A 24,568-nucleotide genomic window follows, 5' to 3' on the forward strand; every position below is an offset into this window, starting at 1 on the left:
AACTCAACCAGTTCGCGCTTGCGCTCGTCGGGCATCTGAAAACCGAGCGGGTTCTGGAAGTTCGGCATCACCATGCATGCAGCAATCGGCTGCGACTTCGCGATCGCCGCGAGCGCCGCGATGTCGATGCCGTATTCCGGATGCGTCGCCACTTCGATCGCCTTCATCCCCATCCGCTCGATCGCGTGCAGCATCGCGTAGAACGTCGGCGACTCCACCGCGATCGTGTCGCCCGGCTTCGCGACCGCCTGCAGGCACAGGTTCATCGCCTCCGTCGCGCCAACCGTCACGATGATCTCGTTCGGATCGACCGACATCCCGTTTTCCAGGTAGCGCCGCGCGATCTGGCGGATCAGGCGCGGATGTCCGGGCGGCAGCCCGTCGGTCACGCCCCACAGCGCCTTGTCGCGTCCGGCTGCATACGCATAGCGGTTCAGTTTCTCGAACGGGAACAGGCTCGGGTCCGGATACGGCGAGCCGAGCGGCACGGCATCGTCGGTGCCGATCGAGCGCAGCGTCGACAGCACGAGCCGGCTCACGTCGACCGACGACGAGATCGCGATCGGCTTCGACGGCCGCAGCTCGCGCACCGGCGCGTAGCCGTCGTCGTTGCGCAGGTTCACGAAGTAACCGGATTGCGGGCGGCTTTCCAGCAGCCCGCGGCTTTCGAGCAGCAGGTACGCGTGCAGCACGGTCGTGATGCTGATCCGGTGCTGCTGGCTCGCCTGCCGTACCGACGGCACACGATCGCCGTGTCGATACACGCGCTGCCGGATGAGTCTCTCTATGTCGTTCGCGAATTTCTCGTAGAGCTTCATCCGCCTCGCCCCGCCAGCGGTGAACCAGCCAGCGACGCGTGGGTGGGCGTGCCGCGCCGATGCGCGAAGCGGGATAGCCGTGCCCGGCCGCGGGCGTCCCGGTGCGAGCCTCGTCCATTACCGAAATTGAAGGCGGATAGCAATGCGAAATCCATCGTGACAAGGATCGGCATCCTACTGCGTCAATTCGGCGAATGTAAGTGACAGTTGGGCGATCAAACGCCAAATCGCGCGCGCGTGGTGAACAGATGCACGTGCAGCGGGATGCAATCGTGGCGCATGCGACGGTGCTGCTCCGTTACCGCCGCGTACGCGCATCCTCCTCGACGTCGTCGACTTCCGCCGGAAAGCGGTGCTGACCGAAACTGAGAATCAGCACGCCCACCGCGAGCAGCACGATCCCGAACGTCGTCATCAGCATCCGCTCCGGGCTGTCGGTCGCGCCGCGCAGGATCAGGTCGCGCGCGAGCGACGTCATCGCGATGAACAGCGGAAAGCGCACCGGCAGCCGGCCCAGCCGCAGGTAACGCACATCCATCGCGAGGACTTCGAGATAGAGGAACATCAGCAGCAGGTCGGTCAGCGACACCTCGCCGGCGAGCACGACCTTCCACGCTTCCTGCGCCATGGCGAACGAGGTCGCGAGACCGATCACGATCAGCCCGGCCAGCTCGGCCGCGTGCAGGAAGTGACCGAAGCGGCGGCGGATGCGCTCGGCGGCCGTATCGGCGGTAACAGTAGACGTATTCAAGGCGCTGATCGGTGCAATGACGTGGAGGGAGCGATCGATGCGGCGTCGACGCGACGAATCGCATCGGGTGGCGGAAAGGCCGCAACGGGTGCATCGGAAGCGGTTGCGCGCGCACCGGCTCCGGTCGCGCCGGACAGCCCGCCACGCTCGACCACCGCGACGAAAATACGCATCGCTTCCAGCAGGTTCGTCATGGCGGCCCTCATCGGCGGGCGGAGCGAAGCCTAATCTACTGCACGCGCCACGGCCGCTCAAGAGCACAGCGGCGCGCACTTCAGGAGTACAGCTGCATGCGCGCCGCGCAAAATCAGACGCCGATCAACCCATTCGAATGACAGATCGTCGATACGTGTTCCAAAGACCCGCCGAAGCTGCTAGATTGCATGCTCGACGACGTTACGCGGTGCGCACAGCTCACGCGCCGGGCGAACGCGCGGCCACCCTGCCTCCCCCCGTCGCGCCCGGGCGGCAGGCCGCAGCCGCCGCGGCCCGTTGCGCGATGCCCGCGCGACGCCCTTCATCCGCCTGTCAAAAAGCCCAGAGAGAGCCGTCGCATGACACAGTCCCACCGTTCGCCTTCGCGCGCCGCGACAGCCGCGGCCCGCCCGCCCCGACATGACTGACCGGCAGGCCGCGATGCAGACCCTTCCCCCGCTTTCCCAGGCCGTCCACAGCCCGATCACGCGCAGCGCGATCTTCCTCGTCGCCACCGTCAACGCCGGCGCCGACCGCGCCGACACGATCCGCGGATGGTGCGGCGACATCGCCGCGCTCGTGCGCTCGGTCGGCAAGCGCGTGCCGGGCGGCAACCTGTCCTGCGTGTGCGGCTTCGGCGCCGACGCCTGGGATGCGCTGTTCGGCGACCCGCGCCCCGCGTCGCTGCATCCGTTCCGCGAATTCGGCGCCGGCCAGCGCGTCGCGATCGCGACGCCCGGCGACATCCTGCTGCACATCCGCGCCGACGCGATGGACCTGTGCTTCGAACTCGCGACCCAGTTGCTCAACGCGCTCGGCGACGCGGTCACCGTCGTCGACGAGGTGCACGGCTTCCGCAACTTCGACCAGCGCGCGATGATCGGCTTCGTCGACGGCACCGAGAACCCGGAAGGCCGCGAGGCGGTCGACTTCACGGTGATCGGCGACGAAGATGCGCAATTCGCGGGCGGCAGCTACGTGATCGTGCAGAAGTACCTGCACGACATGGCCGGCTGGAACGCGCTCGCGGTCGAGACGCAGGAGCGCATCATCGGCCGGACCAAGCTGTCCGACATCGAGCTCGGGCCGGACGTGAAGCCGTCGTGCTCGCACAGCTCGCTGACCACGCTCGACGAAAACGGCCAGGAAGTGAAGATCCTGCGCGACAACATGCCGTTCGGGCGCCCCGGCTCCGGCGAATTCGGCACCTATTTCATCGGCTATGCGCGCTCGCCGGCGCCGATCGAGCAGATGCTCGAGAACATGTTCGTCGGCCGCCCGCCCGGCAACTACGACCGGCTGCTCGACTTCAGCCGCGCGGTCACCGGCTCGCTGTTCTTCGTGCCGTCGGCCGACCTGCTCGACGCGCTCGCCGATCGCCCCGCGCCGGCTGCCGCCGACACCCCCGCCACACCGGCGGAACCCGCATCGAGCGTGCCGCATCGTGACGGCTCGCTGAACATCGGATCGCTGAAAGGAACCCCGACCTATGAATAACCTGCACCGCGAACTCGCACCGATTGCCTCGCCCGCGTGGGAACAGATCGAGGAAGAAGTCGCACGCACGTTCAAGCGCTCGGTGGCCGGGCGCCGCGTGGTCGACGTAGAAGGCCCGGCCGGCCCCGCGTTGTCGGCCGTCGGCACCGGGCATCTGAGCGAGGTCGCCGCGCCGCGCGAGCAGGTGAGCGCGCGGCTGCGCGAAGTCCGCACGATCGTCGAGCTGACGGTGCCGTTCGAGCTGAGCCGCGATGCGATCGACAGCGTCGAGCGCGGCGCGCGCGACGCCGACTGGCAGCCGGCGAAGGACGCCGCGCAACGCCTCGCGTTCGCGGAAGACGGCGCGATCTTCGACGGCTATCAGGCCGCGGGCATCGTCGGCATCCGCGAAGGCACGTCGAACCGCAAGCTCACGCTGCCGGCCGACGTCAGCGCGTATCCGGACGCGATCAGCGACGCGCTCGAAGCGCTGCGGCTCGCCGGCGTGGACGGCCCGTACTCGGTCGTGCTCGGCTCGGACGCGTACACCGCGCTCAGCGAAGCACGCGACCAGGGCTATCCGGTCCTCGGCCACATCAAGCGCATCGTCAGCGGCGAGATCATCTGGGCGCCGGCGATCAGCGGCGGCTGCGTGCTGTCCACCCGCGGCGGCGACTACGAGCTGCATCTCGGCGAAGATTTGTCGATCGGCTACACGAGCCATACCGACAAGGTCGTGCGCCTGTACCTGCGCGAAACGTTCACGTTCCTGATGCTGACGAGCGAGGCATCGGTGGCCGTGGCGCCGCAGGGCAACGCGGCGGCCTGACGTCCCGCGCGCGCGAGGCCTGCCGGGCGTCGCGCGCACCGGCCGCGGATGACTTTTGCACGTGACCGGCCGCACGTTCGTCGCCGACCGAACCATCTTGCATGGAGCGTGAAATGAGCGATTCGAATGACGCATTACAGGCGCTACGCGCGTCGATCGACAACCTGAAGCAGGCCGTCGACGCGAACGCGAGCCGCCAGGCCGCCGATGCCGCCGTGCTGTTCACCGTGGTGTCGCTGATGCTGGCCGAACTGCCGCCCGACACCCGCAACCTGATCGAGGATTCGTTCTCCGTCTGGGCCAATGGTCTGCAGAATGCAGCACTGTCAACCGACGTGAAGCAGATTGCCCGACAGCGGCTCGCGATGACATTCGCAGACTGACACCGGTTCGCCGCGGATGCGCCATGTCCGGCCCGCACCGTGCAACCCGCCCACTTCGCGATCCGCCTCTCGCCGCGCACCGGTTGCGGTGCGCGCGCGGCCCGGCGTAACCCGCTCGCGCGCGCCGTCCCCCGGCGCGATCGCGCCGATGCGTTCGCGCCACGTTTCAGCGCCCGCGCCCCTTCCCGTTTGCCGCGCACCGGTGCCCTGCGCGCGCATGTCGCATCGCGTCTCGCGCGCCTCCAGCACCGCCGTTGTTCCGCTTCGCACACGCCGCACCCGCGTGCGCGCTCATCTGTACTCCTCGCGTGTCACGCACGCGCGCATGTGAGGGTGCAATTCGCGGCCGGGCCGGTGCGGAACTGTGTCTTGGAGGCCCCTGGCCGATTCGCTATTTTGAACGCAGTCGAAGTGATGCCGCGGACGCCGCGCGACACCGGTTTTGCGGTGCCGAACGCGACCGGTTGCCATGTCGGCGCGACGCGCGCGCCGCCGGTCGCGTCGTGCGGTGGCGAGCCGCGCGCGCCATCTCGCAGCGGGACGTCCGTTTCGATCCACGTTCATTGACAGGAGCCAGACCACCATGCCCGCACTTTGTGATATCTGTCACGCCCGGCCGGCCGTCGCGCGCGCCACCGTGATGCAGGACGGCGAGCGCAAGACGATCTCGATCTGCGACTACCACTTCCGTCAGCTGATGCGGCATCAGAGCATGCTGAACCCGTTCGATTCGCTGCTGGGCGGCGGCGCGCCGTCGCTGTTCGGCGACACCGGCGACGACTCGCCGCTCGCCGCCGAAATTCCGCGCGAATCGGTCGACCCGACCGACGCGTTCAGCGAACAGACGCTCGAACTGCTCCAGCACGCGGCCGAGAAGGCCCACGAACTGCGCCGCAACGAACTCGACACCGAACACCTGCTGTACGCGCTCGCGGATACCGACGTATGCGCGGCATTGCTGAAGGAACTGAAGCTGTCGCCGCAGGACCTGAAGGCGTACATCGACGAGCATGCGCACACCGGCACCGCGTCCCCCGACGCGTCGCTCGACAAGCTGTCGATCTCCCCGCGCGTGAAGAAGGCCGTGCAGTACGCGTTCCAGGCGTCGCGCGATCTCGGCCACTCGTACATCGGCCCCGAGCACCTGCTGATCGGTCTCGCGGCGGTGCCGGACAGCATCGCCGGCACGCTGCTGAAGAAATACGGCGTGACGCCGGAAGCGCTGCGCCAGAAGGTCGTGAAGGTCGTCGGCAAGGGAGCGGAAGACGGCCGCGTCGACGCGCCGACCGGCACGCCGAATCTCGACAAGTTCGGCCGCGACCTCACCGCGATCGCGCGCCAGGGCAAGCTCGACCCGGTGCTCGGCCGCGCGCAGGAAATCGAAAGCACGATCGAGGTGCTCGCGCGCCGCAAGAAGAACAATCCGGTGCTGATCGGTGAGCCGGGGGTCGGCAAGACCGCGATCGTCGAAGGGCTCGCGCAGCGGATCGTGAACGGCGACGTGCCCGAAGTGCTGCGCGGCAAGCGGCTCGTCGAAGTGAACATCAACTCGATGGTCGCCGGCGCGAAGTATCGCGGCGAGTTCGAGGAGCGCGCGAAGCAGCTGATCGACGAAGTCACGGCGAAGCACGACGAACTGATTCTGTTCATCGACGAGCTGCATACGATCGTCGGTGCCGGCCAGGGCGGCGGCGAAGGCGGCCTCGACATCGCGAACGTGCTGAAGCCGGCGCTCGCGCGCGGCGAGCTGAGCCTGATCGGCGCGACCACGCTCAACGAATACCAGAAGCACATCGAGAAGGACGCGGCGCTCGAGCGACGCTTCCAGCCGGTGTTCGTGCCGGAGCCGAGCGTCGAGCAGACGATCGTGATCCTGCGCGGGCTGCGCGACAGTCTCGAGGCGCACCACCAGGTCACGTTCGCCGACGACGCGTTCGTCGCGGCCGCGGAATTCGCCGACCGCTACATCACGTCGCGCTTCCTGCCCGACAAGGCGATCGACCTGATCGACCAGGCCGCCGCGCGCGTGCGGATCGGNCCCCGTCGACATCCAGGAAGACGAAGCCCAGATCGTGCAACTGAAGCGCGAGCAGGACTACGCGACGTCGCGCAAGCGCTTCGACGAAGCGAAGCAGTTCGAGGAGCAGATCAACGCGAAGCAGCAGGCGCTCGACGACAAGATGGAAGCCTGGCAGCGCAAGACCGGCTCCGAAACGCTCGAGGTGACCGTCGAATCGGTTGCCGAAGTCGTGTCGCGGCTGACCGGCATTCCGGTGGCCGAGCTCACCCAGGAAGAACGCCAGAAGCTGCTGAAGATGGAGGAACAGCTGCGCGAGCGCGTGGTCGGTCAGAACGACGCGGTGGTCGCCGTCAGCGACGCGGTGCGGCTGTCGCGCGCCGGGCTCGGCCAGACGCACCGACCGATCGCGACGTTCCTGTTCCTCGGGCCGACGGGCGTCGGCAAGACCGAGCTCGCGAAGGCGCTGGCCGAGACCGTGTTCGGCGACGAGCAGGCCATCATCCGCATCGACATGTCCGAATACATGGAGCGGCACGCGGTCGCGCGGCTGATCGGCGCGCCGCCCGGCTACGTCGGCTACGACGAAGGCGGCCAGCTCACCGAGCGCGTACGGCGCCGCCCGTACAGCGTGATCCTGCTCGACGAGATCGAGAAGGCACATCCGGACGTCTACAACGTGCTGCTGCAGGTGTTCGACGACGGCCGGCTGACCGACGGCAAGGGTCGCGTGGTCGACTTCAGCAACACGATCATCATCGCGACGAGCAACCTCGGCGCCGCGATCATCATGGACAACCTCACGCAGCCGGAAGCCGCGCGCAAGACCGACAAGGCGATCCGCGAGCAGCTGATGCAGGTGCTGAAGGGGCATTTCCGCCCCGAGTTCCTGAACCGGATCGACGAGGTGATCGTGTTCCATGCGCTGTCGAAGGAGAACATCCGCTCGATCGTGCAGATCCAGCTCGACCGCGTGGTGCGCACCGCCGCCGCGCAGGACATCACGCTCGTGATGGGCGACTCGCTCGTCGAACACCTGACCGAAGCCGGCTATCAACCGGAATTCGGCGCGCGCGAACTGAAGCGGCAGGTGCGGCAGATCATCGAGACGAAACTCGCGAAGGAGATCCTCGCCGACAAGCTGAAGTCCGGCGATCGTGTCGAACTCGACTACGACAAGGCCGGCGATACGGTGACGTTCGACAAGCTCGCGCCGCCCGCGGCGAAGGAGGCAAAGCGCGGCGCCGACGGCAAGGCCAAGCCTGACGGCGACGCGGCGAAGGCATCGCCCGTTGAAAAGGATATCGAATCGAAGTCCGATGTGCCGCCGCCCGTCGCGGCGAAGGCATCCGGCAAGAAGCCGTCCGGCGCCAGGAAGGGCGCGCATTGATACCAGACAGGCCCGGAGCCACGGGCCCGCATGACCGGCTCCGTCCGCCGGACGGAGCCGCCCCACGCCGCGATGCGGCGCAACTCGAGCCACCCCGCTGCGGGATCGGCTCTCGGAGACTCACATGACAAATCGACGCGAAGTGCCAGGCATCAGGAAGTACGATGGGCCCGCCGGCGGTTGGGGCGCGCTTCGCGCGACAGCCGATGCGGTGCGCACGCAGATGGAAACCATCGAGGCGCCGATCGTGCTGATGCGGACCAACCAGCCCGACGGTTTCGACTGCCCCGGCTGCGCATGGCCGGACAAGGAACACAAGTCGACCTTCCAGTTCTGCGAGAACGGCGCGAAGGCCGTCACGTGGGAAGCGACGACCAAGCGCGTGACGCCGGAGTTCTTCGCGGCGAACACCGTGTCGTCGCTGCTGCGGATGTCCGACTACGAGCTGGAGAACATGGGCCGGCTCACGCACCCGCTCGTCTACGATCGCGCGACCGACACGTTCCGCGCGGTCGAATGGGACGACGCGTTCGCGCGCATCGGTGAAGTGCTGCGCGCGCTGCCGCCCGATCAGGTCGAGTTCTATACGTCGGGGCGCGCCTCGAACGAAGCCGCCTACCTGTATCAACTGTTCGCGCGCGAGCTCGGCACCAACAACTTCCCCGACTGCTCGAACATGTGCCACGAGCCGACCAGCGTCGGGTTGCCGCAGTCGATCGGGATCGGCAAGGGCACGGTGTCGCTGGAGGACTTCGATCATTGCGAGCTGATCATCTCGATCGGCCACAACCCCGGCACGAACCACCCGCGGATGATGGGCACGCTGCACGAATGCTCGCGCCGCAACGTGCCGATCATCGTGTTCAATCCGCTGCGCGAGCGCGCGCTCGAACGCTTCGCGGATCCGCAGGACATGATCGAGATGGCGTCGTTCGGCTCGACGCGCATCGCGTCCACCTACTACCAGGTCGACGCGGGCGGCGACGCGGCCGCGCTGAAGGGCATCATGAAGGCGTTGCTGCAGCTCGAGGCCGAGCGTGGCGACGTGCTCGACAAGGCGTTCATCGCGCAGCACACCGACGGCTTCGACGCGTTCTCCGCCGACCTGCAGGCCACGTCGTGGAACGACATCGAGCGCGCGAGCGGCCTGAGCCAGGCGCAGCTCGAACAGGTCGCGCTCGCGTATGCGAAGTCGAACGCGACGATCGTCACGTACGGGATGGGTGTCACGCAGCACAACAAGGGCACCGCAACCGTACGCCTGATCGCCGACCTGCTGCTGATGCGCGGCAACTTCGGCAAGCCCGGTGCGGGCATATGCCCGCTGCGCGGCCACTCGAACGTGCAGGGCAACCGCACGGTCGGCATCACCGAGAAGCCGTCGGCCGAGTTCCTGCAGAAGATCGAGGACGTGTGCGGCTTCAAGCCGCCCGCGCATCACGGGCACGACGCGGTGCAGGCCATGCAGGCGATGGTCGACGGCCAGGCCAAGGCGCTGCTGTGCCTCGGCGGCAACTTCGCGGTCGCGCTGCCCGATCCCGAGCTGTCGTTCCCCGCGATGGCGAAGCTCGATCTCAGCGTGCATCTCGGCACGAAGCTGAACCGCTCGCACCTGCTGGTCGGCAAGGAAACCTACATCCTGCCCGTGCTCGGCCGCACCGAGCTCGACATGCAGGCGAGCGGCCGGCAGTCGATCACCGTCGAGGATTCGATGTCGATGGTTCACGCATCGGCCGGCAAGCTCAAGCCGGCGTCCGACCAGTTGCGCTCCGAGCCCGCGATCGTCGCGGGGATCGCGCATGCGACGCTGCCGGCGAGCAAGGTCGCCTGGCTCGACCTGATCGCCGACTACGACCGCATCCGCGACCTGATCGACAAGACGGTGGCCGGTTTCGAGGCGTTCAACGAACGGATCCGCACGCCGGGCGGCTTCCGCCTGCCATTGCCGCCCACCGAACGCGTGTGGCCCACACCGACCGGCAAGGCGATGTTCTCGGTCTACACGGGCGTGAAGGAAGACGCGGACGTGCTCGGCGCCGAGCAGGTGCTGCGGCTGATCACGCTGCGCAGCCACGACCAGTACAACACGACGATCTACGGGCTCGACGATCGCTATCGCGGCGTGTTCGGGCGACGCGACGTGCTGTTCATGAACCCGGCCGATCTCGCGAAGTACGGGCTCGAACACGGCGATCTCGTCGACATCGAGACGATCACCGCGTCCGGCCGCACGCTGCGTCTCGAGAAGATCACCGCGATCGAGTACGACATCGCGCCGGGGTCGGTCGGCGCGTATTACCCGGAAGCGAACGTGCTCGTGCCGCTCGACTACATCGACAAGGAAAGCGGCACGCCGTCGTACAAGTCGGTGCCGGTTCGGGTCGCGCGCTCGGCGACCGCCTGAGCCGGGTTCGGGCAGGTGCGCGACGCACGGCACGCGACGGCATGCCGCGCGCCTGAACCTGCCCGCCGCGTCGTATGGGAACGAATCGTGCGCGTTGCTCGTTTCCAGGTATTTGATGGAGGACAGCTCGATGAAACCCAAGACAATTGCAACCCGTCGCGTTCTGGCGACGCTCGTGGCCGGCAGCGCCCTCGTCGCGGCCGGCGCGGCCTTCGCACAAGACTATGCCCCGCAACCGCGGTACGAACAGAGAGATCCCGCCCCGGGGGCGGATGTGTCCGTCACGATTGGCATGCACGGCGACCGCTATTGGGACGGTCATCGCTACTGGGAACACGATGCGTGGCGGCATCGCCATCCGCGTGATCGTGATCCGTGGCGCGAGCACGAGCATGAGCACGAGCATCGTGACTATTGACGACCGGCCGCCTGGCGTACCCGGAATTTCGTGTGTGAGACGGGCTGGCTGAAGTGCTCCGGGTAAAGCAACGCGAAGCGTGATCGCGCTTGTCCGAGCGTGCCGAGAGCCGGTCCATTTGGCAACGACGTTGCGCAGTGCCCGTCAGATCGGCTTGCGTGCGGCCTCGTCCGACGGGAAGTGGCCGCGCGCCTTTATGATCTGGCGTAGTTGCATGTGCGGCGACGCGTCGAATCGAGTCCGATCATCGTGCGAATGCTCGGTGCTCGTCGATGGCCCGATTCATTTCTTCGATCGACACCGGTTTGGCGGGCTTCTTCACGATGCCCTTGAGCGACGCAAGCGAGCGCGTGGCCGGGTAGAGCTCATACCGGCCGGTCGTCTCGCCCCGTACTGAAAAACCCTCCCCCTGCCTCAAACCCGGTTCCCGTGGCAAGCGCCCTCCAGCATTGCCCGACAATTCTTGACTGTGCGCCCGCCCTTGAACTGGTAGGATGCGCGTCGCCTGCCCGATGCGCATACCGGACGCCCGATCGTGCCCTTTTTCGATCCCCGCGCCCGACCGCTTGCCGCGCCGGGCCACCCGCCTGACCCCTCGTTGAACCCGTGGCATCTCGGCGCCCCACCCGGGCCCGTTGCAGCAACCGTTGGAGAGGCGCACGTCGCGCCTGCAAGCATGAACAAACTGAAGCAGCACATCCGCACCCTGAGCGAGAAGGACCGCACGCCCGTGGTGCGCGCCTGCGCGCTGCTGCTGATGGCCGGCCTGCTGTACCTGCTGTGGCCGTCCGCCGAAGTCGCGCGCCTCGCGCTGGAATCCGCCGTGCGCTGAAGCACGGCTCACCGCGCTGCGCTATACTCGCGCAATGGAAACCCAACCTGCCTCGCCGAACGTGCATCGCTGGTGGCGCGCCTGACCCAGGCGGCCCGTTTCCTTTTGCATGTCCAAAACGTGATGCCGCCAGCCATGGCGGCATTTGCGTTTCTGCGCTGAAATCATGGCTGGCGGCTTCGATAACCCGGAGCCCATCGCTACCATGACGCACCCGACCCGTCCGACCATCCTTACCGGCGACCGCACCACCGGCCCGCTGCATCTCGGCCACTACATCGGCTCGCTGCGCGCACGCGTGCAGATGCAGCACGACGCGACGCAGTTCCTGCTGCTCGCCGACACGCAAGCGCTGACCGACAACATGGGCCGGCGCCAGCGCGTCACCGAGAACGTGATCGAAGTCGCGCTCGACTACCTGGCCGTCGGCATCGATCCGGCGATCTCGACGATCGTCGTCCAGTCGCAGGTGCCCGAGCTCGCCGAGCTGTCGCAATACCTGCTGAACCTCGTCACGGTCGCGCGCCTCGAGCGCAATCCGACCATCAAGGAAGAGATTCGCCTGCGCGGTTTCGAGCGCGACATCCCCGCCGGCTTCCTGACCTACCCGGTGAGCCAGGCGGCCGACATCACCGCCTTCAAGGCGACGCACGTGCCGGTCGGCGACGATCAGTTGCCGATGATCGAGCAGACCAACGAACTCGTGCGCCGCTTCAACGCGACGGTCGACAAGCCGGTGCTGGTCGAATGCGAGGCCGTGCTGTCGGCGGTCACGCGGCTGCCGGGCATCGACGGCAAGGCGAAGATGAGCAAGTCGCTCGGCAACGCGATCACGCTCGGCTCGACGCCCGACGAGATCACGCAGGCCGTGAAGGACATGTACACGGACCCGAACCACCTGCGTGTGAGCGATCCCGGCCAGGTCGAAGGCAACGTCGTGTTCACGTTCCTCGACGCGTTCGAGCCGGACGTGCAGAAGGTCGACGAACTGAAGGCGCACTATCGCCGCGGCGGCCTCGGCGACAGCGTCGTGAAGCGCGTGCTCAACGAGCGGCTGCAGGCGCTGATCGAACCGATCCGTGCGCGCCGCCGCGAATTCGAAGCGGACAAGGCGGAAGTGATGGCGATCCTGAAGCGCGGCACGATGCATGCGCGCGACGTGGCCGGGGCGACGCTGGCCGAGGTGAAAGGCGCGATGGGGCTGACGTATTTCGATTGAGGCGCGATGGCGGCGTGCGCGCGTATTCAACGGGTGCGTGCCGCCGCCTTCAGGCGGAAGAGGCCGTCAGCTCCATCAGCTGCACGAGGTTCCCGCACGTATCGTCGAGCACAGCGACCCGCACCGGCCCTGCGTCCATCGGCGCCAGCGTGAAGCGCACGCCGAGCGCATCGAGCCGCGCGAACTCCGCGTCGAGATCGTCGACCTGGAACGATGCCGCCGGAATGCCGTCCTCGTAGAGTGCCTGACGATACGGCCCGACCGCACGATGGTGGCTCGGCTCGAGCATCAGCTCGGTGCCGTCGGGCTGGTCCTTCGACACGACCGTCAGCCAGCGAAATTCACCCACCGGCACATTGTTCTTCAACCTGAAGCCGAGCACGCCGGTATAAAACGCAAGCGCCTTGTCCTGATCGTCGACAAAGATGCTCGTCACGTAGATACGCATGTCATGTCCTCCGCATCGTGCGTGCCGCCGCGCCTCGCTGCCCGGCTTACGTGATCTGATACGTCGACGCCGGCACGAACTCCTCCGGCAGCGCGCGATCGCCGAGCTCCAGCACCGACCGCTCGATCGTGCGCGTCATCGCGTCGAGCGCCAGCGCGTTCGGCGCAAGACCGAACGGCTCCGCGACCTCGTTCGCGATCGCTTCGAGCGCGATCAGCGTGTATGCGATGAACACGCAGATCAGTGGTGTGAAGAATTCCGTCGAATCGACGAGACCGAACGGCAGCAGCACGCAATAAGCATAGACGGTGCGATGCAGCAGCACACTGTACGAGAACGGAATCGGCGTCGTGAGAATCCGCTCGCAGCCGCCTACCGCCTTGCCGAGTTCGGCCAGCTGCGCATCGAACATCCAGCACGTCGCGTCGCTGCCGGGCGCGCGGCCCAGCGCGCGGACGATGTCGCCGCGCAGTTCATCGAGAATCGCGACCGGCTGGTAGCACTTGTGCGCGAGCGCGGCGGCCCGCTCGGCGCCGAGAATGCGCCGCAGGTCCGGCATCGGATCGGTATGACGCAGCTGATGCTTCAGCGCATAGGTGAGCGCGATCAGCAGATCGGCGAGCCGGTTGCGCTCCGCATCGCCAATGCTGTCGGGCAGGTAGCGCCGCAGTTGCGACGTGACGGTGCGCGCGGCGATCAGCAGGTTGCCCCACAGCAGCCGCGCCTCCTTGAAGCGCTCGAAGCTCGCGTTGTTGCGAAACGCGAGAAAGATCGCGAGCGCGAGCCCGAACAGCGTGAACGGCGCGGTGTTCAGCGGAATCTTCTCGCCGAAGATGCGCCCGTTCGTGAAGACCGCCAGCGTGCTGACGATCGCCATGAACACGAGTTGCGGAATGATCGATTGCAGCACGGAGCCGTTCCATACGAACAGCATCCTGAGCCAGTTTTGTCGTGGTCTGACGATCATGATTTGTCTCGACTGCCAAGGGAATACGCCATGCGGATCGCGCGCCGGATATGCAACGGCCCGCGCGTGGCGGGCCGCTGTCGGGTCGGGGCCGGGCCGGGTGCAGGGATCCGCCGCGGCGTGCGTGATGATACGCCCGCGCCCGCCGCACCTCGCCACCGGGCACCCCGGTCAGTCGCCGGTCAGTGATAGCCGGCGTCGCCCTCGCGCACCTTGCCGCGGAACACACGGTACTGCATCGCGTTGTACACGAGGATGATCGGCAGCACGATCACCGTGCCGACGAGCGCGAACAGCTGGCTCGAATGGCTCGACGACGCATCCCAGATCGTCAGCGACGGCGGCACGATGTTCGGCCAGATGCTGATCACGAGCCCGGTGTAGCCGAGGAACACGATCGCGAGCGTCAGCAGGAACGGCGTGGCCTCGTGCTGGCGCTTCACCGTGTGGAAGATGCCCCACACGCACGCGACGACGAGGATCGGCACCGGCAGGAACCAGCCGAGGTTGCCGCTGCCGAACCAGCGGTGCGCGACCGCCGGCAGCCCGATCACGGTCCACAGGCTGACCACGCCCATCACGGCGAGCAGCACGCCCGTGAGCGGCTTCATCAACTGCCGCATCTTGCGCTGCAGCTCGCCGTCGACCTTCAGGATCAGCCAGCCGCAACCGAGCGTCGCATAGGTGATGAGCACGCCGATCCCGCAGAACAGGCTGAACGGCGACAGCCAGTCGAACGGCCCGCCCGCGAACTGGTTGTTCACGATATGGATGCCCTGCAGCAGCGAACCGAGCGTGATCCCCTGGCAGAACGCCGCCAGCGCGGAGCCGCCGATGAACGCGAGATCCCACAGATGCTGCGTGCGGCTCGCCTTCGCGCGCAGCTCGAATGCCGCGCCGCGGAAGATCAGCCCGACCACCATCAGGATCAGCGGCAGGTAGTTCGCCGGCAGCAACGTCGAGTAGACGACCGGGAACGCACCGTACAGCCCCGCGCCGCCGAGCACGAGAAAGGTCTCGTTGCCGTCCCACACCGGCGCGACGGTGTTCAGCATGACTTCGCGTTCGGCCGGCGTTTCGAAGAACGGAAACAGCAGGCCGATGCCGAGATCGAAGCCGTCCAGCATCACGTAGATGAACACGCCGAGGCCGATGATCGCGGCCCACACGACAGGAAGATCGATTTGCATGGCTTACTCCGCTTCGGTGACGTTCAGCGGCGTGGACAGCGCGCTCTTGCGCAGCCCCGGATGCCGGTGCAGCTCGATATATCCGGCGTGTGCAGCCGGCCCGCGCTTCATCAGTTTCATCATGTAATAGATCCCCGTTCCGAACACCAGGAAATACACGATCACGAAGATCAGCAGCGACACGCCGACCTGTTGCGCGCTGAGCGGCGAGGCTGAATCGATGGTGCGCAGCACGCCGTACACGGTCCACGGCTGTCGCCCGACCTCGGTCGTGATCCAGCCGGCCAGCAGCGCGACGATGCCCGACGGCCCCATGCACACGACGAACCACTGGAACCAGCGCGTTTCATACAGGCGCCCGCCCTTCCTCAGCAGCAGCCCGAGCAGCGCGGTGAGCAGCATCAGCATCCCGAGGCCGGCCATGATCCGGAACGTCCAGAACACGATCGGCGAGAACGGACGGTCCTGCGGCGGGAATTCCTTCAGCCCGCGAATCTCGCCGCTCCAGCTGTGCGTGAGGATCAGGCTGCCGAGGTGCGGCACCTGGATCGCATAGCGCGTCGTCTCGGCCTGCATGTCGGGCAGCCCGACGAGGTTCAGCGCGGTGCCGCCCTTCTCGGTTTCCCACAGCCCCTCGATCGCCGCGATCTTCGCCGGCTGGTATTCGCGCGTGTTCAGCCCGTGCGCATCGCCGACGACGATCTGGACCGGCGCGAGCAACAGCAGCATCCACAGCGCCATCGAGAAGCTGCGCTTCACCGGCTCGTCGCGGCGCCCCTTCAGCAGGTGCCACGCACCGCACGCGGCGACGATGAACGCCGCGACGATGAACGCCGCGATCGTCATGTGCACGAGGCGATACGGGAACGACGGGTTGAAGATGACCTTGAACCAGTCGACCGGCACGACGAGGCCGTTCTCGATCTTGTAGCCCTGCGGCGTCTGCATGAAGCTGTTCGACGCGAGAATCCAGAACGTCGAGATCAGCGTGCCGACCGCGACCATCAGCGTCGCGAAGAAGTGCGCGCGCGGGCTCACGCGCTGCCAGCCGAACAGCATCACGCCGAGGAAGCCCGCCTCCAGAAAGAAGGCCGTCAGGACTTCGTAAGTCAGCAGCGGGCCGGTGATGTTGCCCGCGACGCGCGAGAAGCCCGCCCAGTTCGTGCCGAACTCGTAGGCCATCACGACGCCGGAGACGACGCCCATCCCGAAGCCGATCGCGAAGATCTTCGACCAGAACTGGAACATGGATTTATAGGCCGCGTCGCCGGTGACGAGATAACGCCATTCCAGCACCGCCAGGAAACTCGCCATGCCGATGCTGATCGCCGGAAACACGATGTGGACCGACACCGTGAACGCGAATTGCAATCGTGCGAGATGGAACGCATCGAAGATTTCCATGACTGTAATTTGCTCGTGGTTGTGAGGACGTCAGCTCGAAGCAGGGAAATCGCGCGACGGCTTCGCGACGGCACGTGCAACTATTGACGGATCGCAGTGCACGGCAACGAAGCGTGAATGACGATATCGCGTTTCCGACGATACTCGCAATCGTGCGAACGTGCGCTGAAACTGTGCTTTCCCCGGTGCCGGAGATGTGTGTCCGGAAAACCCGTTTCGGTGCGGCGGAGCCTTCAGCTGTACTGCTTTCCGCACTGCAACGCTGTACGTTCGCGGCACGGCCGAGCGCCCGTACCATCCGCTCATCACCTGCCCGCGGCGATCCGGCGCGACGTCGCGCACCGCCGCCGGGCAGAAACCCTTCCGTCACCCGGCGCACGCGCCGGCCCCCCTGGAGAAAACCGCATGGAGTCCAGCGATCGTCCCGACGAGCCGTCCGGCAGCCGCGCCTGTCACGTGATGCGTCATCGTGCCGGCGAGGTACGGGACACCGTCGATCGCGTGGTCGACGAAACGCCGGTTGCACTCGTGTTCAACGGCATCGCGCACACGGTCATGATGGCGACGCCGATCGACCTCGACGCGTTCGGCCTCGGCTTCGCGCTGAGCGAAGGCATCGTCGAGCGCGCGTCGGACGTCTTCGAGATCGAGAGCGAATGCCGGCCCGGCAGCGCCGAAGTGCGGCTGACCATCTCGCAGCAGGCGTTCATGGCGCTGAAGGCACACCGCCGCGCACTGGCCGGCCGCACCGGCTGCGGTATCTGCGGCATCGAAAGCATCGCGCAGCTCGACCTGCATCCGCCGCGCATCGCGGCCGCGGGCGCGGCGGCCGGCATCGGCGCCGACGCCGTGGCGCGCGCCGCCCGCACGTTGCCGGCGCAACAACCGCTGATGCGCGCGACCGGCGGCATCCATGCCGCCGCCTGGTGCGACCGCGCCGGCACCGTTCTGGACGTCTTCGAGGACGTCGGCCGCCACAACGCGCTCGACAAGCTGATCGGCCGGCTCGCGCGGCGCCGCGCCGATCTGACCGCGGGCTTCGTGTTCCTGTCCAGCCGCGCAAGCTACGAGCTCGTGCGCAAGGCCGCGCGCGTCGGCATGCCGATGATCGCGACGATCTCGGCGCCGACGTCTCTCGCGATCGACGTCGCCCGCGAAGCCGGCGTGCGGCTGCTCGGCTTCTGCCGCAACGACGGCTTCGTCGAATACGCGTCACCCGACGCGCTCCCGTTACCCGAACCGACGCTTGCGCAACCGCATGCGCTCACCGCCCGATGAAAGCCCTCACCGATTTCGAACTCGCCCAACGCCATTTCGCCAGTGCCTTCGCGCCGCCTCGAACGGTCGTCTCCGTGCCGGTCGGGCAGGCCGTCGGCCAGGTGCTGGCCGCGCCGCTGACCGCCGTGCTCGACCAGCCGCCCGCCGACCAGAGCGCGATGGACGGCTACGCGCTGCGTCATGCGGACCTCGCACACGGCGAGCCGCTGCGTGTCGCGCAGCGCTGTTACGCGGGCGATGCGCCGTTACCGCTGGCGCCGCGCACGGCCGCGCGCATCTTCACCGGCAGCCTGATTCCGCCCGGTGCCGATACCGTCGTGATGCAGGAGCACGCGCACGAGCAGGACGGCTGGGTTGCGTTCGATGCGCCGCAGCGCAGCGGATCGCATATCCGCCGGCGCGGCGAGGAAGTGCGCGCGGGCGACCTGCTGATGCCCGCCGGCGTGCGGCTCGGCGCGATGCACGTCGGCGTCGCCGCCGCGCAAGGTTGTGCGCACATCGACGTGCGCCCGCCGCTACGAATCGGCATCCTGACGACCGGCGACGAGCTCGTCGCGTGCGGCGCGCCGCGTGCACCGCAGCAGATCTACAACAGCAACGCGCCGATGCTGGCCGCGCTGGTGTCGGGAACCGGTGCCGGCGTCGCGGCGAGCGAGCATGCCGCCGACACGCCGGCCGCCGTCGATCGCGCGCTGCGCGCGATGGCGGCACGCTGCGACCTGGTCGTCTGCATCGGCGGGGCATCGGTCGGCGACAAGGACCTGCTGCGCCCCGCGCTGAGCGCGCTCGGCGCGTCGTTCGTGGTGTCGGGCGTGCGGATGAAACCCGGCAAGCCCGTCGCGCTCGCGCGGCTCGACGATCGGCCCGTGGTGCTGCTGCCCGGCAATCCGGGCGCCGCGATGATTGCCTTCGCGCTGTTCGTCGCGCCGCTGATCCGCCGCCTGCAGGGGCGCGACGACTGCCTGCCGGCCGTCCCGTCGCTGCCGATCGATGTCGACGTCGAGCCGGATGCGCAGCGCGAACGCTTCGTCCGGGTGCGCCGCACCATCGACGCCCACGGCGCCCCCGTGCTGGACACGCTGCGGCAGCAAGGCGCCGGCACGCTGCAATCGCTCGTGCAGGCCAGCGGACTCGCGCGGCTGCCGGCCGGCCGCCGCATCGCACGCGGCGAAGCCGTGCCGTATTACGAATTCACGCAGTGGCTTACATGAGCGCACGCCTGCGCGCGCTGCCCGCGTATCGTGCATGCCGGGTCACGAACTGTATTCCTGCATTTCGCGCGGGATTGTGTCTCTGCCGGAAAAATCCGGCGGACTATCCTCACGATGAGGCTCGCCACGACCCGTGCGCCGACACGTCGGCGCACACCTGGCCGATCGGCGACGCCACTCCGCTCACTTCATGCAGGCCGACGAACCGATCGTGACTACCCTCGTTTCCGCCACGCCGGCCGTCGCCGCACCCGGCGGCGCGTCGTCCGGCGCCGTCTCCCGCCCGCTCGACACGCTCGCGCGGCCGCTGCGCGACCTGCGGCTGTCCGTCATCGACCAGTGCAATTTCCGCTGCGGCTACTGCATGCCGCGCGACAGCTTCGGGCCCGACTACGCGTTCATGCCGTCCTCCGAGCGGCTGTCGTTCACGCAACTGGAGAAGATCGCGCGTGCGTTCGTTTCGCTCGGCGTCGAGAAGATCCGCCTCACCGGCGGCGAGCCGCTGCTGCGCCGCCACCTCGAAGCGCTGATCGAGCGGCTCGCGACGCTCACGACCGTCGCCGGCAAGCCCGTCGAAATCGCCCTCACCACCAACGGTTCACTGCTTGCCGCGAAGGCGCGCGCGCTGCGCGAAGCCGGCCTGTCGCGCGTGACGGTGAGCCTCGACGCGATCGACGATGCCGTGTTCCGCCGGATGAGCGATGCCGACGTGCCCGTTGCGCGCGTGCTCGCCGGCATCGAAGCCGCGCAGGCGGCCGGGCTCGCGCCGGTGAAGGTCAACGCGGTGATCGAGCGCGGCGCGAACGACGACCAGATCCTGCCGCTCGTGCGCCACTTCCGTCATAGCGGCGTGGCCGTGCGCTTCATCGAATACATGGACGTCGGCGGCGCGAGCGCGTGGTCGGGCGCCAAGGTCGTGCCGGCTGCGCGAATGCGCGAACGCATCGAGGCCAGCTATCCGCTCGTGCTCGTCGGCGAACCGGGGCACGACGCCACCGCGATCCGCTGCCGGCACATCGACGGCGCGGGCGAAGTCGGTTTCATCGCGAGCGTGTCGCATCCGTTTTGCGGCACGTGCTCGCGCGCACGCGTGTCCGCCGACGGCCAGCTCTATACGTGCCTGTTCGCGACACAGGGCACCGACCTGCGGCCGTGGCTCGACGCCGCGGCATCGATCGACCGCCTCGCCGATGCCGTGCGCGATCGATGGACGCAGCGCGACGATCGCTATTCCGAGCGGCGGGCCACCCGCACGGCCCGCCCATCGGGCAAGACCTATCCGACCGTGCGCATGTCGCTCGTCGGCGGCTGACGGGCTGCCGCGCGAAGCGGCGCGCACCGCTTACTGGAGAACCGTCATGACGAGTTGCACCGAATCCCGTGCCGCGCTACCCGACGATCCGTCGCGTAACGGCAGCCATCCCGAACCCGCCGACCCGCATGCCGAACCGCCGCCGGCAATTGCCGCCGGCTTCGAGGTGCGTGTGCAGTACGCGGCGATCGACACCGGCGCCGAGATCGCGCCGATCGTTCGCAATCCGAATGTCGGTGCGGTCGTGAATTTCATCGGCGTCGTGCGCAACGAAGGCGACGTCGACGACGTGATCGCGCTCGAAGTCGAGCACTACCCGACGATGACCGAGCAGGCGCTATGGAGCATCGTCGAGGAAGCCAGCGCGCGCTGGCGGCTGGAAGCAGTGAAGATCGTGCATCGCGTCGGGCACATTCCGCTCGGCCAGGCGGTCGTGATCGTCGTGGTGGCCGCCGCGCATCGCGCGTCCGCGTTCGATGCGTGCGAATTCCTGATGGACTTCCTGAAGACGCACGCGCCGTTCTGGAAGAAGGAGATCCGGCATGACGGCGTATCCGGCTGGGTCGAGCCGAAGGCGCATGACGATCAGGCGATGCGGCGCTGGGGGTGAGCGTGCCGGTCAAACCCTTTTCGATTCCGATTCTGCCGATTCCGCTCAGGACGTCGCAATGAAACTGACGATCAAATACTTTGCAAGCATTCGCGAACAGCTGCATATCGACGAGGAAGTCGTCGAGTTCGATGCGCAGGAGGTCACCGTCGATGCGCTGCGCGGCAGGCTGGCCGCACGCGATGCGCGTAGCGCGGAAGCGCTGCGGATGGACCGGCCCGTGCGTGCCGCCGTGAATCTCGAGATGGTGACGGGCGGGTTCGTCGTGCGGGAGGATAGCGAGGTGGCGTTCTTTCCGCCGGTGACGGGCGGGTGATCCGTTCGCATCGGGCGGCGGGCGGCGGCCGGTGATTGGCGGTTCGTCGCCGCTCGATGCGCAACGGATGACTAGTCGAGTCCGCGAAGAAAGTCCGGAACCGGATGGTCGATCGACGCGAGATAACCGGCCATCGCACCAGCCACTTTCCGCACGGCCGGACGCGCGGTCATGCGTTCGCGCCAGGCCAGCAGGTTCGGCGTTTCTTCCGTCATCGGCGCGCCCTTGCGCGCGCCGAACAACTGCGCCATGTAGAACGCGATGTCCGCGCAGGAATAGGTTTCGGCCAGGAATTCCCGGTTCCCCAGCACGCGTTCCATGCGTCGATAGTATTGCCGCGCTTCGTCGCGCGCGGCCTGCGCCGCCGGATGATCCGGCGTGTCTTCGAGCCCCATCAGCCGGATGATGTGCGGAAAATAGATCTCGTCGCTGCAGTGCTCCAGCTGACGCGCAACGGCGCGCGCCTTCGGTTGCGCCGGCCATAACGCGGGATCGGGCTTCAGGTCTTCCAGATACTCGAAGATCTGCGTGGAATCGAAGATCTCCAGGTCGCCGTCGATCAGCACCGGCACCTGACGCTTCGGGTTGATCCGCAGGACGTCCGGATGCTTCGGGTCGTAGCCGCGCTGCTGCGTGAACGGCACCTGCACGCGCTCGAATGCGATGCCCTTCTCGTGCGCGGCGATCTCGACTTTCGCGCCGAACATGCTCAATGGGCCGGTCAGGATTTTCATCTGTCGCTCCTCCATGGGTTTTCGCGTCGTGCCCCGGACTTCGCATCGCGCATGCGAATCGGGATGCGAATCGGGATGCGACCGATCATAGATCCGATAACATGACATCTCTTGTCATGTATTTTCGGATGGGGTGCCGCCCATGAAAGCCAGCCGCCTGTTGTCGATCATGATGATGTTGCAGGCGCGCGGCCGCATGACCGCGCCGGCGCTGGCTGCCGCGCTGGAGGTATCCGAGCGCACGATCCTGCGCGACATCGACCAGTTGTCGACGGCCGGCGTGCCGATCTGGGGCGATCGCGGGCGCAATGGCGGCTTTCAGTTGCAGGATGGCTGGCGAACCGATCTCACGGGGCTGACCGAGCAGGAAGCGCACGCGCTGATTCTCGCGGGTTTGCCGGGGCCGGCGGGAGAACTCGGGCTGGACGGGATCGCCACCTCCGCACGATTGAAGATGATCGCCAGCTTGCCGCCAGGCTCGCGCGAGCACGCGGATCGGGTCGCGAGCCGGCTGCACGTCGATACGGTGGATTGGTATCGCGCGCAGGAAACCCCGGCGTTGCTGCGTGAAGTCGCCGATGCGGTGTGGCAGTCGCAGCGGATCGACGTGACGTACGAGAGCTGGCGTGGTGTGTCGCGTCGCACGCTCGATCCGCTCGGGCTGGTGCTCAAGGGCGGTGCGTGGTACGTGGTGGCGAAGGTTGCGGGCAAGCGCGATGCGCTGACTTTCCGGCTCGCGAACATTCGGGAACTCGGGGCGTCGCGTCGTCGGTTCAAGCGGCCCGCGCGGTTCGACCTCGCGCAGCACTGGCGGGATGCGATGAACCGGTATGAAGCGGAGCTTTATCGGATGACCGCGCACATTGCGGTGTCGGCGCGCGGGGAGAACTGGCTGGTCAATGCGCGCGTCAAGGTCATGCCGGTTCTGGAACGTGCGGGTAGCGTTGCGGCGCCGTCGGGGTGGAAGGAATTCCTGATGCCGATCGAATCGACCGAGCATGGTGCGCGCAAGCTGCTGGGGTTTGGTGCGGAGGTGAAGGTGCTCGGGCCGCCGGCGCTCGTGGGCAAGCTCAAGGAAGAAATGGGAGCGGTGACCCGGCTGTACGGGTAAAAGACGTTATCGGGATGAGGCGCCATTGCAGGGGCCGGTCAAACGCAACGTCTGATAATGCGACTGTTCGCTACGGTTGATCGCGTCGGGCGGGGTTCGGCCAGGAACAGTCACTGGTACTCGGTGCCAGAATCGTCGACAATCCGACAATGGGGTAACTATGGGAACCGCTTAGAAACGCAACGGAATTCGGAAAAACACGATGACGAAAGTGTTCGTAGACACGACTGAAATTACAGACTGGCCTTCGTTCCATCGGGTCTTCTCGCAGGTCTTTGGTTTTCCCGCGTTTTATGGCAACAACATGGACGCGTTGATTGACTGTTTGGGTTACCTCGATGAGCCCGAGGCTGCGATGACGAGCTTGCATGTCAGGCCGGGAGAGACGTTGGCGATACAGCTTGGAGCTGTCATCAGTTTCCGGAGGCGCTGCCCAGACCTATTCGAGGCTTTGCTAGACGCGTGCGCTTTCGTGAACTGGCGTCGTACGCGCGAGCATGAAGCCGCTTTGGTCGCACTCTCGTACTACGACTGAATCGAAGGACAGCGCCAGGCGCACTGCGGCCAGCTTCGGTCAGTCGAATTCAAGCTTTGAATCGACGACAGTACTAAGGTACAGATGCCGGCCAACCCGCCTCCCGGCTGCTGCCTTCCGTTACTTAAAGGCTCGGCGCTGGTCGCCAATGAACAAATGGTGGGTATGGGACACCGTTGAAGAAGGCCAGAAATACTTCGGCAACTTGGTCGGCCATGAACCATTCATCTGAGCGCATCGGAATGCTGCCCGCCCGGAAGACCAAGACGGTGCCGTCGGGGCACACGGGTGACGGTTTGTCGTGGAATGCCCTCCACCGCTGCACATCGAATTCGTAACGCTCGATCATGCAACTAGCACCGCCGCCCGCTACCTGCACGTAGCTACCACGAGCGTCAGTCAACGACGCGTAAGAAGATTTTCCATAGCTTCGTAGCGATTGCAGTGATCGGGTGATCTGCCGTGGAGTTGGCGAAATGATTTCCGCTTTCCCTTCGATCTCGAATTTCATTTGCTGAATCGCTCCGATTAAGCCAGCCAGACGTGAATCCTACCAGCGCCAAAGCCTGATGCTGAATGGCCGTTAGCGGAAAACCTGATTGCCCGCTCCGGGTCGATGCCGGCCGTCGACTTCGCGCGCAAGCGCATCGTTCGATGCCCGTCACGGACGGGGCCGCGCCGACAGACGCAAGCGTTGAGTTCCGGTCTCGGTCGAAACAG

General features: G+C 66.7%; 25 protein-coding genes and 2 pseudogenes. 16 read left to right on the top strand and 11 right to left on the bottom strand.

Annotation, left to right across the window (positions count from 1 at the left end; all coding sequences use genetic code 11):
- The 3 genes from ACTJKF_RS11890 to ACTJKF_RS11900 form a co-directional block, all read right to left on the bottom strand.
- The coding region (locus ACTJKF_RS11890) for a PLP-dependent aminotransferase family protein (RefSeq protein ID WP_440623732.1) at positions 1 to 818 on the bottom strand (818 nt) is incomplete at its 3' end.
- Positions 819 to 1,116: 298 nt separating this feature from the next.
- A complete protein-coding gene (locus ACTJKF_RS11895; protein WP_440623733.1) occupies positions 1,117 to 1,569 on the bottom strand; it encodes a phosphate-starvation-inducible protein PsiE in 453 nt (150 codons plus the stop codon).
- Positions 1,566 to 1,763, bottom strand: a complete 198-nt coding sequence (locus tag ACTJKF_RS11900) for a hypothetical protein (RefSeq protein ID WP_440623734.1) — start codon at positions 1,761 to 1,763, stop codon at positions 1,566 to 1,568. Before ACTJKF_RS11900 ends, ACTJKF_RS11895 begins: the two co-directional genes overlap by 4 nt.
- A gap of 421 nt (positions 1,764 to 2,184) precedes the next feature.
- Between ACTJKF_RS11900 and ACTJKF_RS11905 the strand changes: the two genes are divergently transcribed.
- From ACTJKF_RS11905 to ACTJKF_RS11935, 7 genes and pseudogenes are all read left to right on the top strand, one after another.
- Positions 2,185 to 3,261: a Dyp-type peroxidase gene (locus ACTJKF_RS11905; protein ID WP_440623735.1), complete on the top strand. Its 1,077-nt coding sequence runs from the start codon at positions 2,185 to 2,187 to the stop codon at positions 3,259 to 3,261.
- Positions 3,254 to 4,069 (top strand): family 1 encapsulin nanocompartment shell protein, encoded by an 816-nt coding sequence (locus ACTJKF_RS11910; protein ID WP_440623736.1) that lies wholly within the window; start codon positions 3,254 to 3,256, stop codon positions 4,067 to 4,069. Before ACTJKF_RS11905 ends, ACTJKF_RS11910 begins: the two co-directional genes overlap by 8 nt.
- A 113-nt stretch (positions 4,070 to 4,182) precedes the next feature.
- Positions 4,183 to 4,452 carry a hypothetical protein gene (locus ACTJKF_RS11915; RefSeq protein ID WP_440623737.1) on the top strand — a complete coding sequence of 90 codons (270 nt, stop codon included), beginning with the start codon at positions 4,183 to 4,185 and terminating at the stop codon, positions 4,450 to 4,452.
- Between the two features lie 712 nt (positions 4,453 to 5,164).
- Positions 5,165 to 6,523 (top strand): annotated as a pseudogene (locus ACTJKF_RS11920) (Clp protease N-terminal domain-containing protein); the annotation flags it as partial.
- A 1-nt stretch (position 6,524) separates the two neighbouring features.
- The gene (locus tag ACTJKF_RS11925) at positions 6,525 to 7,859 is read left to right on the top strand and encodes an AAA family ATPase (protein ID WP_440623738.1); all 1,335 of its coding nucleotides are present in this window, start codon (positions 6,525 to 6,527) and stop codon (positions 7,857 to 7,859) included.
- Between the two features lie 124 nt (positions 7,860 to 7,983).
- Positions 7,984 to 10,263: an FdhF/YdeP family oxidoreductase gene (locus ACTJKF_RS11930; protein WP_440623739.1), complete on the top strand. Its 2,280-nt coding sequence runs from the start codon at positions 7,984 to 7,986 to the stop codon at positions 10,261 to 10,263.
- Positions 10,264 to 10,393: 130 nt separating this feature from the next.
- A complete protein-coding gene (locus ACTJKF_RS11935; protein WP_440623740.1) occupies positions 10,394 to 10,681 on the top strand; it encodes a hypothetical protein in 288 nt (95 codons plus the stop codon).
- On the opposite strand, the pseudogene ACTJKF_RS11940 reads toward ACTJKF_RS11935, so the two are convergent.
- A pseudogene (locus ACTJKF_RS11940) lies at positions 10,675 to 10,906 on the bottom strand (hypothetical protein); the annotation flags it as partial. The gene ACTJKF_RS11935 and the pseudogene ACTJKF_RS11940 overlap by 7 nt on opposite strands.
- A 19-nt stretch (positions 10,907 to 10,925) precedes the next feature.
- On the bottom strand, positions 10,926 to 11,117 hold the full coding sequence (locus ACTJKF_RS11945) for an AbrB/MazE/SpoVT family DNA-binding domain-containing protein (protein WP_440623770.1): 192 nt from the start codon (positions 11,115 to 11,117) through the stop codon (positions 10,926 to 10,928).
- Positions 11,118 to 11,357: 240 nt separating this feature from the next.
- Between ACTJKF_RS11945 and ACTJKF_RS11950 the strand changes: the two genes are divergently transcribed.
- Together ACTJKF_RS11950 and trpS are read left to right on the top strand one after the other, a co-directional pair.
- Complete coding sequence (locus ACTJKF_RS11950) at positions 11,358 to 11,513, top strand: hypothetical protein (RefSeq protein ID WP_440623741.1); 156 nt, start codon at positions 11,358 to 11,360, stop codon at positions 11,511 to 11,513.
- 205 nt (positions 11,514 to 11,718) lie between these two features.
- A complete protein-coding gene (gene trpS, locus ACTJKF_RS11955; RefSeq protein WP_440623742.1) occupies positions 11,719 to 12,732 on the top strand; it encodes a tryptophan--tRNA ligase in 1,014 nt (337 codons plus the stop codon).
- 49 nt (positions 12,733 to 12,781) lie between these two features.
- Here trpS and ACTJKF_RS11960 read toward each other — a convergent pair whose 3' ends face one another.
- From ACTJKF_RS11960 to ACTJKF_RS11975, 4 genes are all read right to left on the bottom strand, one after another.
- A complete protein-coding gene (locus ACTJKF_RS11960) occupies positions 12,782 to 13,180 on the bottom strand; it encodes a VOC family protein (RefSeq protein WP_440623743.1) in 399 nt (132 codons plus the stop codon).
- A gap of 46 nt (positions 13,181 to 13,226) precedes the next feature.
- Positions 13,227 to 14,147, bottom strand: a complete 921-nt coding sequence (locus tag ACTJKF_RS11965) for a bestrophin family protein (protein ID WP_440623744.1) — start codon at positions 14,145 to 14,147, stop codon at positions 13,227 to 13,229.
- Positions 14,148 to 14,329: 182 nt separating this feature from the next.
- Positions 14,330 to 15,337, bottom strand: a complete 1,008-nt coding sequence (cydB, locus tag ACTJKF_RS11970; RefSeq protein ID WP_440623745.1) for a cytochrome d ubiquinol oxidase subunit II — start codon at positions 15,335 to 15,337, stop codon at positions 14,330 to 14,332.
- 3 nt (positions 15,338 to 15,340) lie between these two features.
- The gene (locus tag ACTJKF_RS11975) at positions 15,341 to 16,741 is read right to left on the bottom strand and encodes a cytochrome ubiquinol oxidase subunit I (RefSeq protein WP_440623746.1); all 1,401 of its coding nucleotides are present in this window, start codon (positions 16,739 to 16,741) and stop codon (positions 15,341 to 15,343) included.
- Between the two features lie 405 nt (positions 16,742 to 17,146).
- Between ACTJKF_RS11975 and fdhD the strand changes: the two genes are divergently transcribed.
- The 5 genes from fdhD (at position 17,147) to ACTJKF_RS12000 (ending at position 21,468) form a co-directional block, all read left to right on the top strand.
- Positions 17,147 to 18,019, top strand: coding sequence for a formate dehydrogenase accessory sulfurtransferase FdhD (gene fdhD / locus ACTJKF_RS11980; RefSeq protein ID WP_440623747.1), 873 nt, complete (start codon positions 17,147 to 17,149; stop codon positions 18,017 to 18,019).
- Positions 18,016 to 19,230: a molybdopterin molybdotransferase MoeA gene (locus tag ACTJKF_RS11985; protein ID WP_440623748.1), complete on the top strand. Its 1,215-nt coding sequence runs from the start codon at positions 18,016 to 18,018 to the stop codon at positions 19,228 to 19,230. Before fdhD ends, ACTJKF_RS11985 begins: the two co-directional genes overlap by 4 nt.
- 190 nt (positions 19,231 to 19,420) lie before the next feature.
- Positions 19,421 to 20,542 (top strand): GTP 3',8-cyclase MoaA, encoded by a 1,122-nt coding sequence (moaA, locus tag ACTJKF_RS11990; protein WP_440623749.1) that lies wholly within the window; start codon positions 19,421 to 19,423, stop codon positions 20,540 to 20,542.
- 46 nt (positions 20,543 to 20,588) lie between these two features.
- A complete protein-coding gene (locus ACTJKF_RS11995; protein ID WP_440623750.1) occupies positions 20,589 to 21,152 on the top strand; it encodes a molybdenum cofactor biosynthesis protein MoaE in 564 nt (187 codons plus the stop codon).
- A gap of 58 nt (positions 21,153 to 21,210) precedes the next feature.
- Entirely contained in the window at positions 21,211 to 21,468 is a 258-nt protein-coding gene (locus ACTJKF_RS12000; RefSeq protein ID WP_440623751.1) for a MoaD/ThiS family protein, read from the top strand.
- A gap of 71 nt (positions 21,469 to 21,539) precedes the next feature.
- Here ACTJKF_RS12000 and ACTJKF_RS12005 read toward each other — a convergent pair whose 3' ends face one another.
- Positions 21,540 to 22,202 (bottom strand): glutathione S-transferase family protein, encoded by a 663-nt coding sequence (locus tag ACTJKF_RS12005; protein WP_440623752.1) that lies wholly within the window; start codon positions 22,200 to 22,202, stop codon positions 21,540 to 21,542.
- Positions 22,203 to 22,344: 142 nt separating this feature from the next.
- On the opposite strand from ACTJKF_RS12005, the gene ACTJKF_RS12010 reads away from it, so the two are divergent.
- Together ACTJKF_RS12010 and ACTJKF_RS12015 are read left to right on the top strand one after the other, a co-directional pair.
- Positions 22,345 to 23,313 carry a helix-turn-helix transcriptional regulator gene (locus tag ACTJKF_RS12010; RefSeq protein WP_440623753.1) on the top strand — a complete coding sequence of 323 codons (969 nt, stop codon included), beginning with the start codon at positions 22,345 to 22,347 and terminating at the stop codon, positions 23,311 to 23,313.
- Between the two features lie 202 nt (positions 23,314 to 23,515).
- Positions 23,516 to 23,848 carry a barstar family protein gene (locus tag ACTJKF_RS12015; RefSeq protein WP_440623754.1) on the top strand — a complete coding sequence of 111 codons (333 nt, stop codon included), beginning with the start codon at positions 23,516 to 23,518 and terminating at the stop codon, positions 23,846 to 23,848.
- 124 nt (positions 23,849 to 23,972) lie between these two features.
- Here the strand turns inward: ACTJKF_RS12015 and ACTJKF_RS12020 are convergent, their stop codons facing one another.
- Entirely contained in the window at positions 23,973 to 24,359 is a 387-nt protein-coding gene (locus tag ACTJKF_RS12020; protein WP_440623755.1) for a hypothetical protein, read from the bottom strand.
- Positions 24,360 to 24,568: the final 209 nt, after the last annotated feature.

Origin of the sequence: Burkholderia sp. 22313, assembly GCF_052045245.1 — a bacterium.
Taxonomy (GTDB): Bacteria; Pseudomonadota; Gammaproteobacteria; order Burkholderiales; family Burkholderiaceae; genus Burkholderia.

Coding starts and splice junctions, on each gene's coding strand:
- ACTJKF_RS11900 (WP_440623734.1), bottom strand. CDS start 1,763: ATGACGAACCTGCTGGAAGCGATGCGTATTTTCGTCGCGGTGGTCGAG.
- ACTJKF_RS11905 (WP_440623735.1), top strand. CDS start 2,185: ATGACTGACCGGCAGGCCGCGATGCAGACCCTTCCCCCGCTTTCCCAG.
- ACTJKF_RS11910 (WP_440623736.1), top strand. CDS start 3,254: ATGAATAACCTGCACCGCGAACTCGCACCGATTGCCTCGCCCGCGTGG.
- ACTJKF_RS11915 (WP_440623737.1), top strand. CDS start 4,183: ATGAGCGATTCGAATGACGCATTACAGGCGCTACGCGCGTCGATCGAC.
- ACTJKF_RS11930 (WP_440623739.1), top strand. CDS start 7,984: ATGACAAATCGACGCGAAGTGCCAGGCATCAGGAAGTACGATGGGCCC.
- ACTJKF_RS11935 (WP_440623740.1), top strand. CDS start 10,394: ATGAAACCCAAGACAATTGCAACCCGTCGCGTTCTGGCGACGCTCGTG.
- ACTJKF_RS11950 (WP_440623741.1), top strand. CDS start 11,358: ATGAACAAACTGAAGCAGCACATCCGCACCCTGAGCGAGAAGGACCGC.
- trpS (WP_440623742.1), top strand. CDS start 11,719: ATGACGCACCCGACCCGTCCGACCATCCTTACCGGCGACCGCACCACC.
- ACTJKF_RS11960 (WP_440623743.1), bottom strand. CDS start 13,180: ATGCGTATCTACGTGACGAGCATCTTTGTCGACGATCAGGACAAGGCG.
- ACTJKF_RS11965 (WP_440623744.1), bottom strand. CDS start 14,147: ATGATCGTCAGACCACGACAAAACTGGCTCAGGATGCTGTTCGTATGG.
- cydB (WP_440623745.1), bottom strand. CDS start 15,337: ATGCAAATCGATCTTCCTGTCGTGTGGGCCGCGATCATCGGCCTCGGC.
- ACTJKF_RS11975 (WP_440623746.1), bottom strand. CDS start 16,741: ATGGAAATCTTCGATGCGTTCCATCTCGCACGATTGCAATTCGCGTTC.
- fdhD (WP_440623747.1), top strand. CDS start 17,147: ATGGAGTCCAGCGATCGTCCCGACGAGCCGTCCGGCAGCCGCGCCTGT.
- ACTJKF_RS11985 (WP_440623748.1), top strand. CDS start 18,016: ATGAAAGCCCTCACCGATTTCGAACTCGCCCAACGCCATTTCGCCAGT.
- moaA (WP_440623749.1), top strand. CDS start 19,421: ATGCAGGCCGACGAACCGATCGTGACTACCCTCGTTTCCGCCACGCCG.
- ACTJKF_RS11995 (WP_440623750.1), top strand. CDS start 20,589: ATGACGAGTTGCACCGAATCCCGTGCCGCGCTACCCGACGATCCGTCG.
- ACTJKF_RS12000 (WP_440623751.1), top strand. CDS start 21,211: ATGAAACTGACGATCAAATACTTTGCAAGCATTCGCGAACAGCTGCAT.
- ACTJKF_RS12005 (WP_440623752.1), bottom strand. CDS start 22,202: ATGAAAATCCTGACCGGCCCATTGAGCATGTTCGGCGCGAAAGTCGAG.
- ACTJKF_RS12010 (WP_440623753.1), top strand. CDS start 22,345: ATGAAAGCCAGCCGCCTGTTGTCGATCATGATGATGTTGCAGGCGCGC.
- ACTJKF_RS12015 (WP_440623754.1), top strand. CDS start 23,516: ATGACGAAAGTGTTCGTAGACACGACTGAAATTACAGACTGGCCTTCG.
- ACTJKF_RS12020 (WP_440623755.1), bottom strand. CDS start 24,359: ATGAAATTCGAGATCGAAGGGAAAGCGGAAATCATTTCGCCAACTCCA.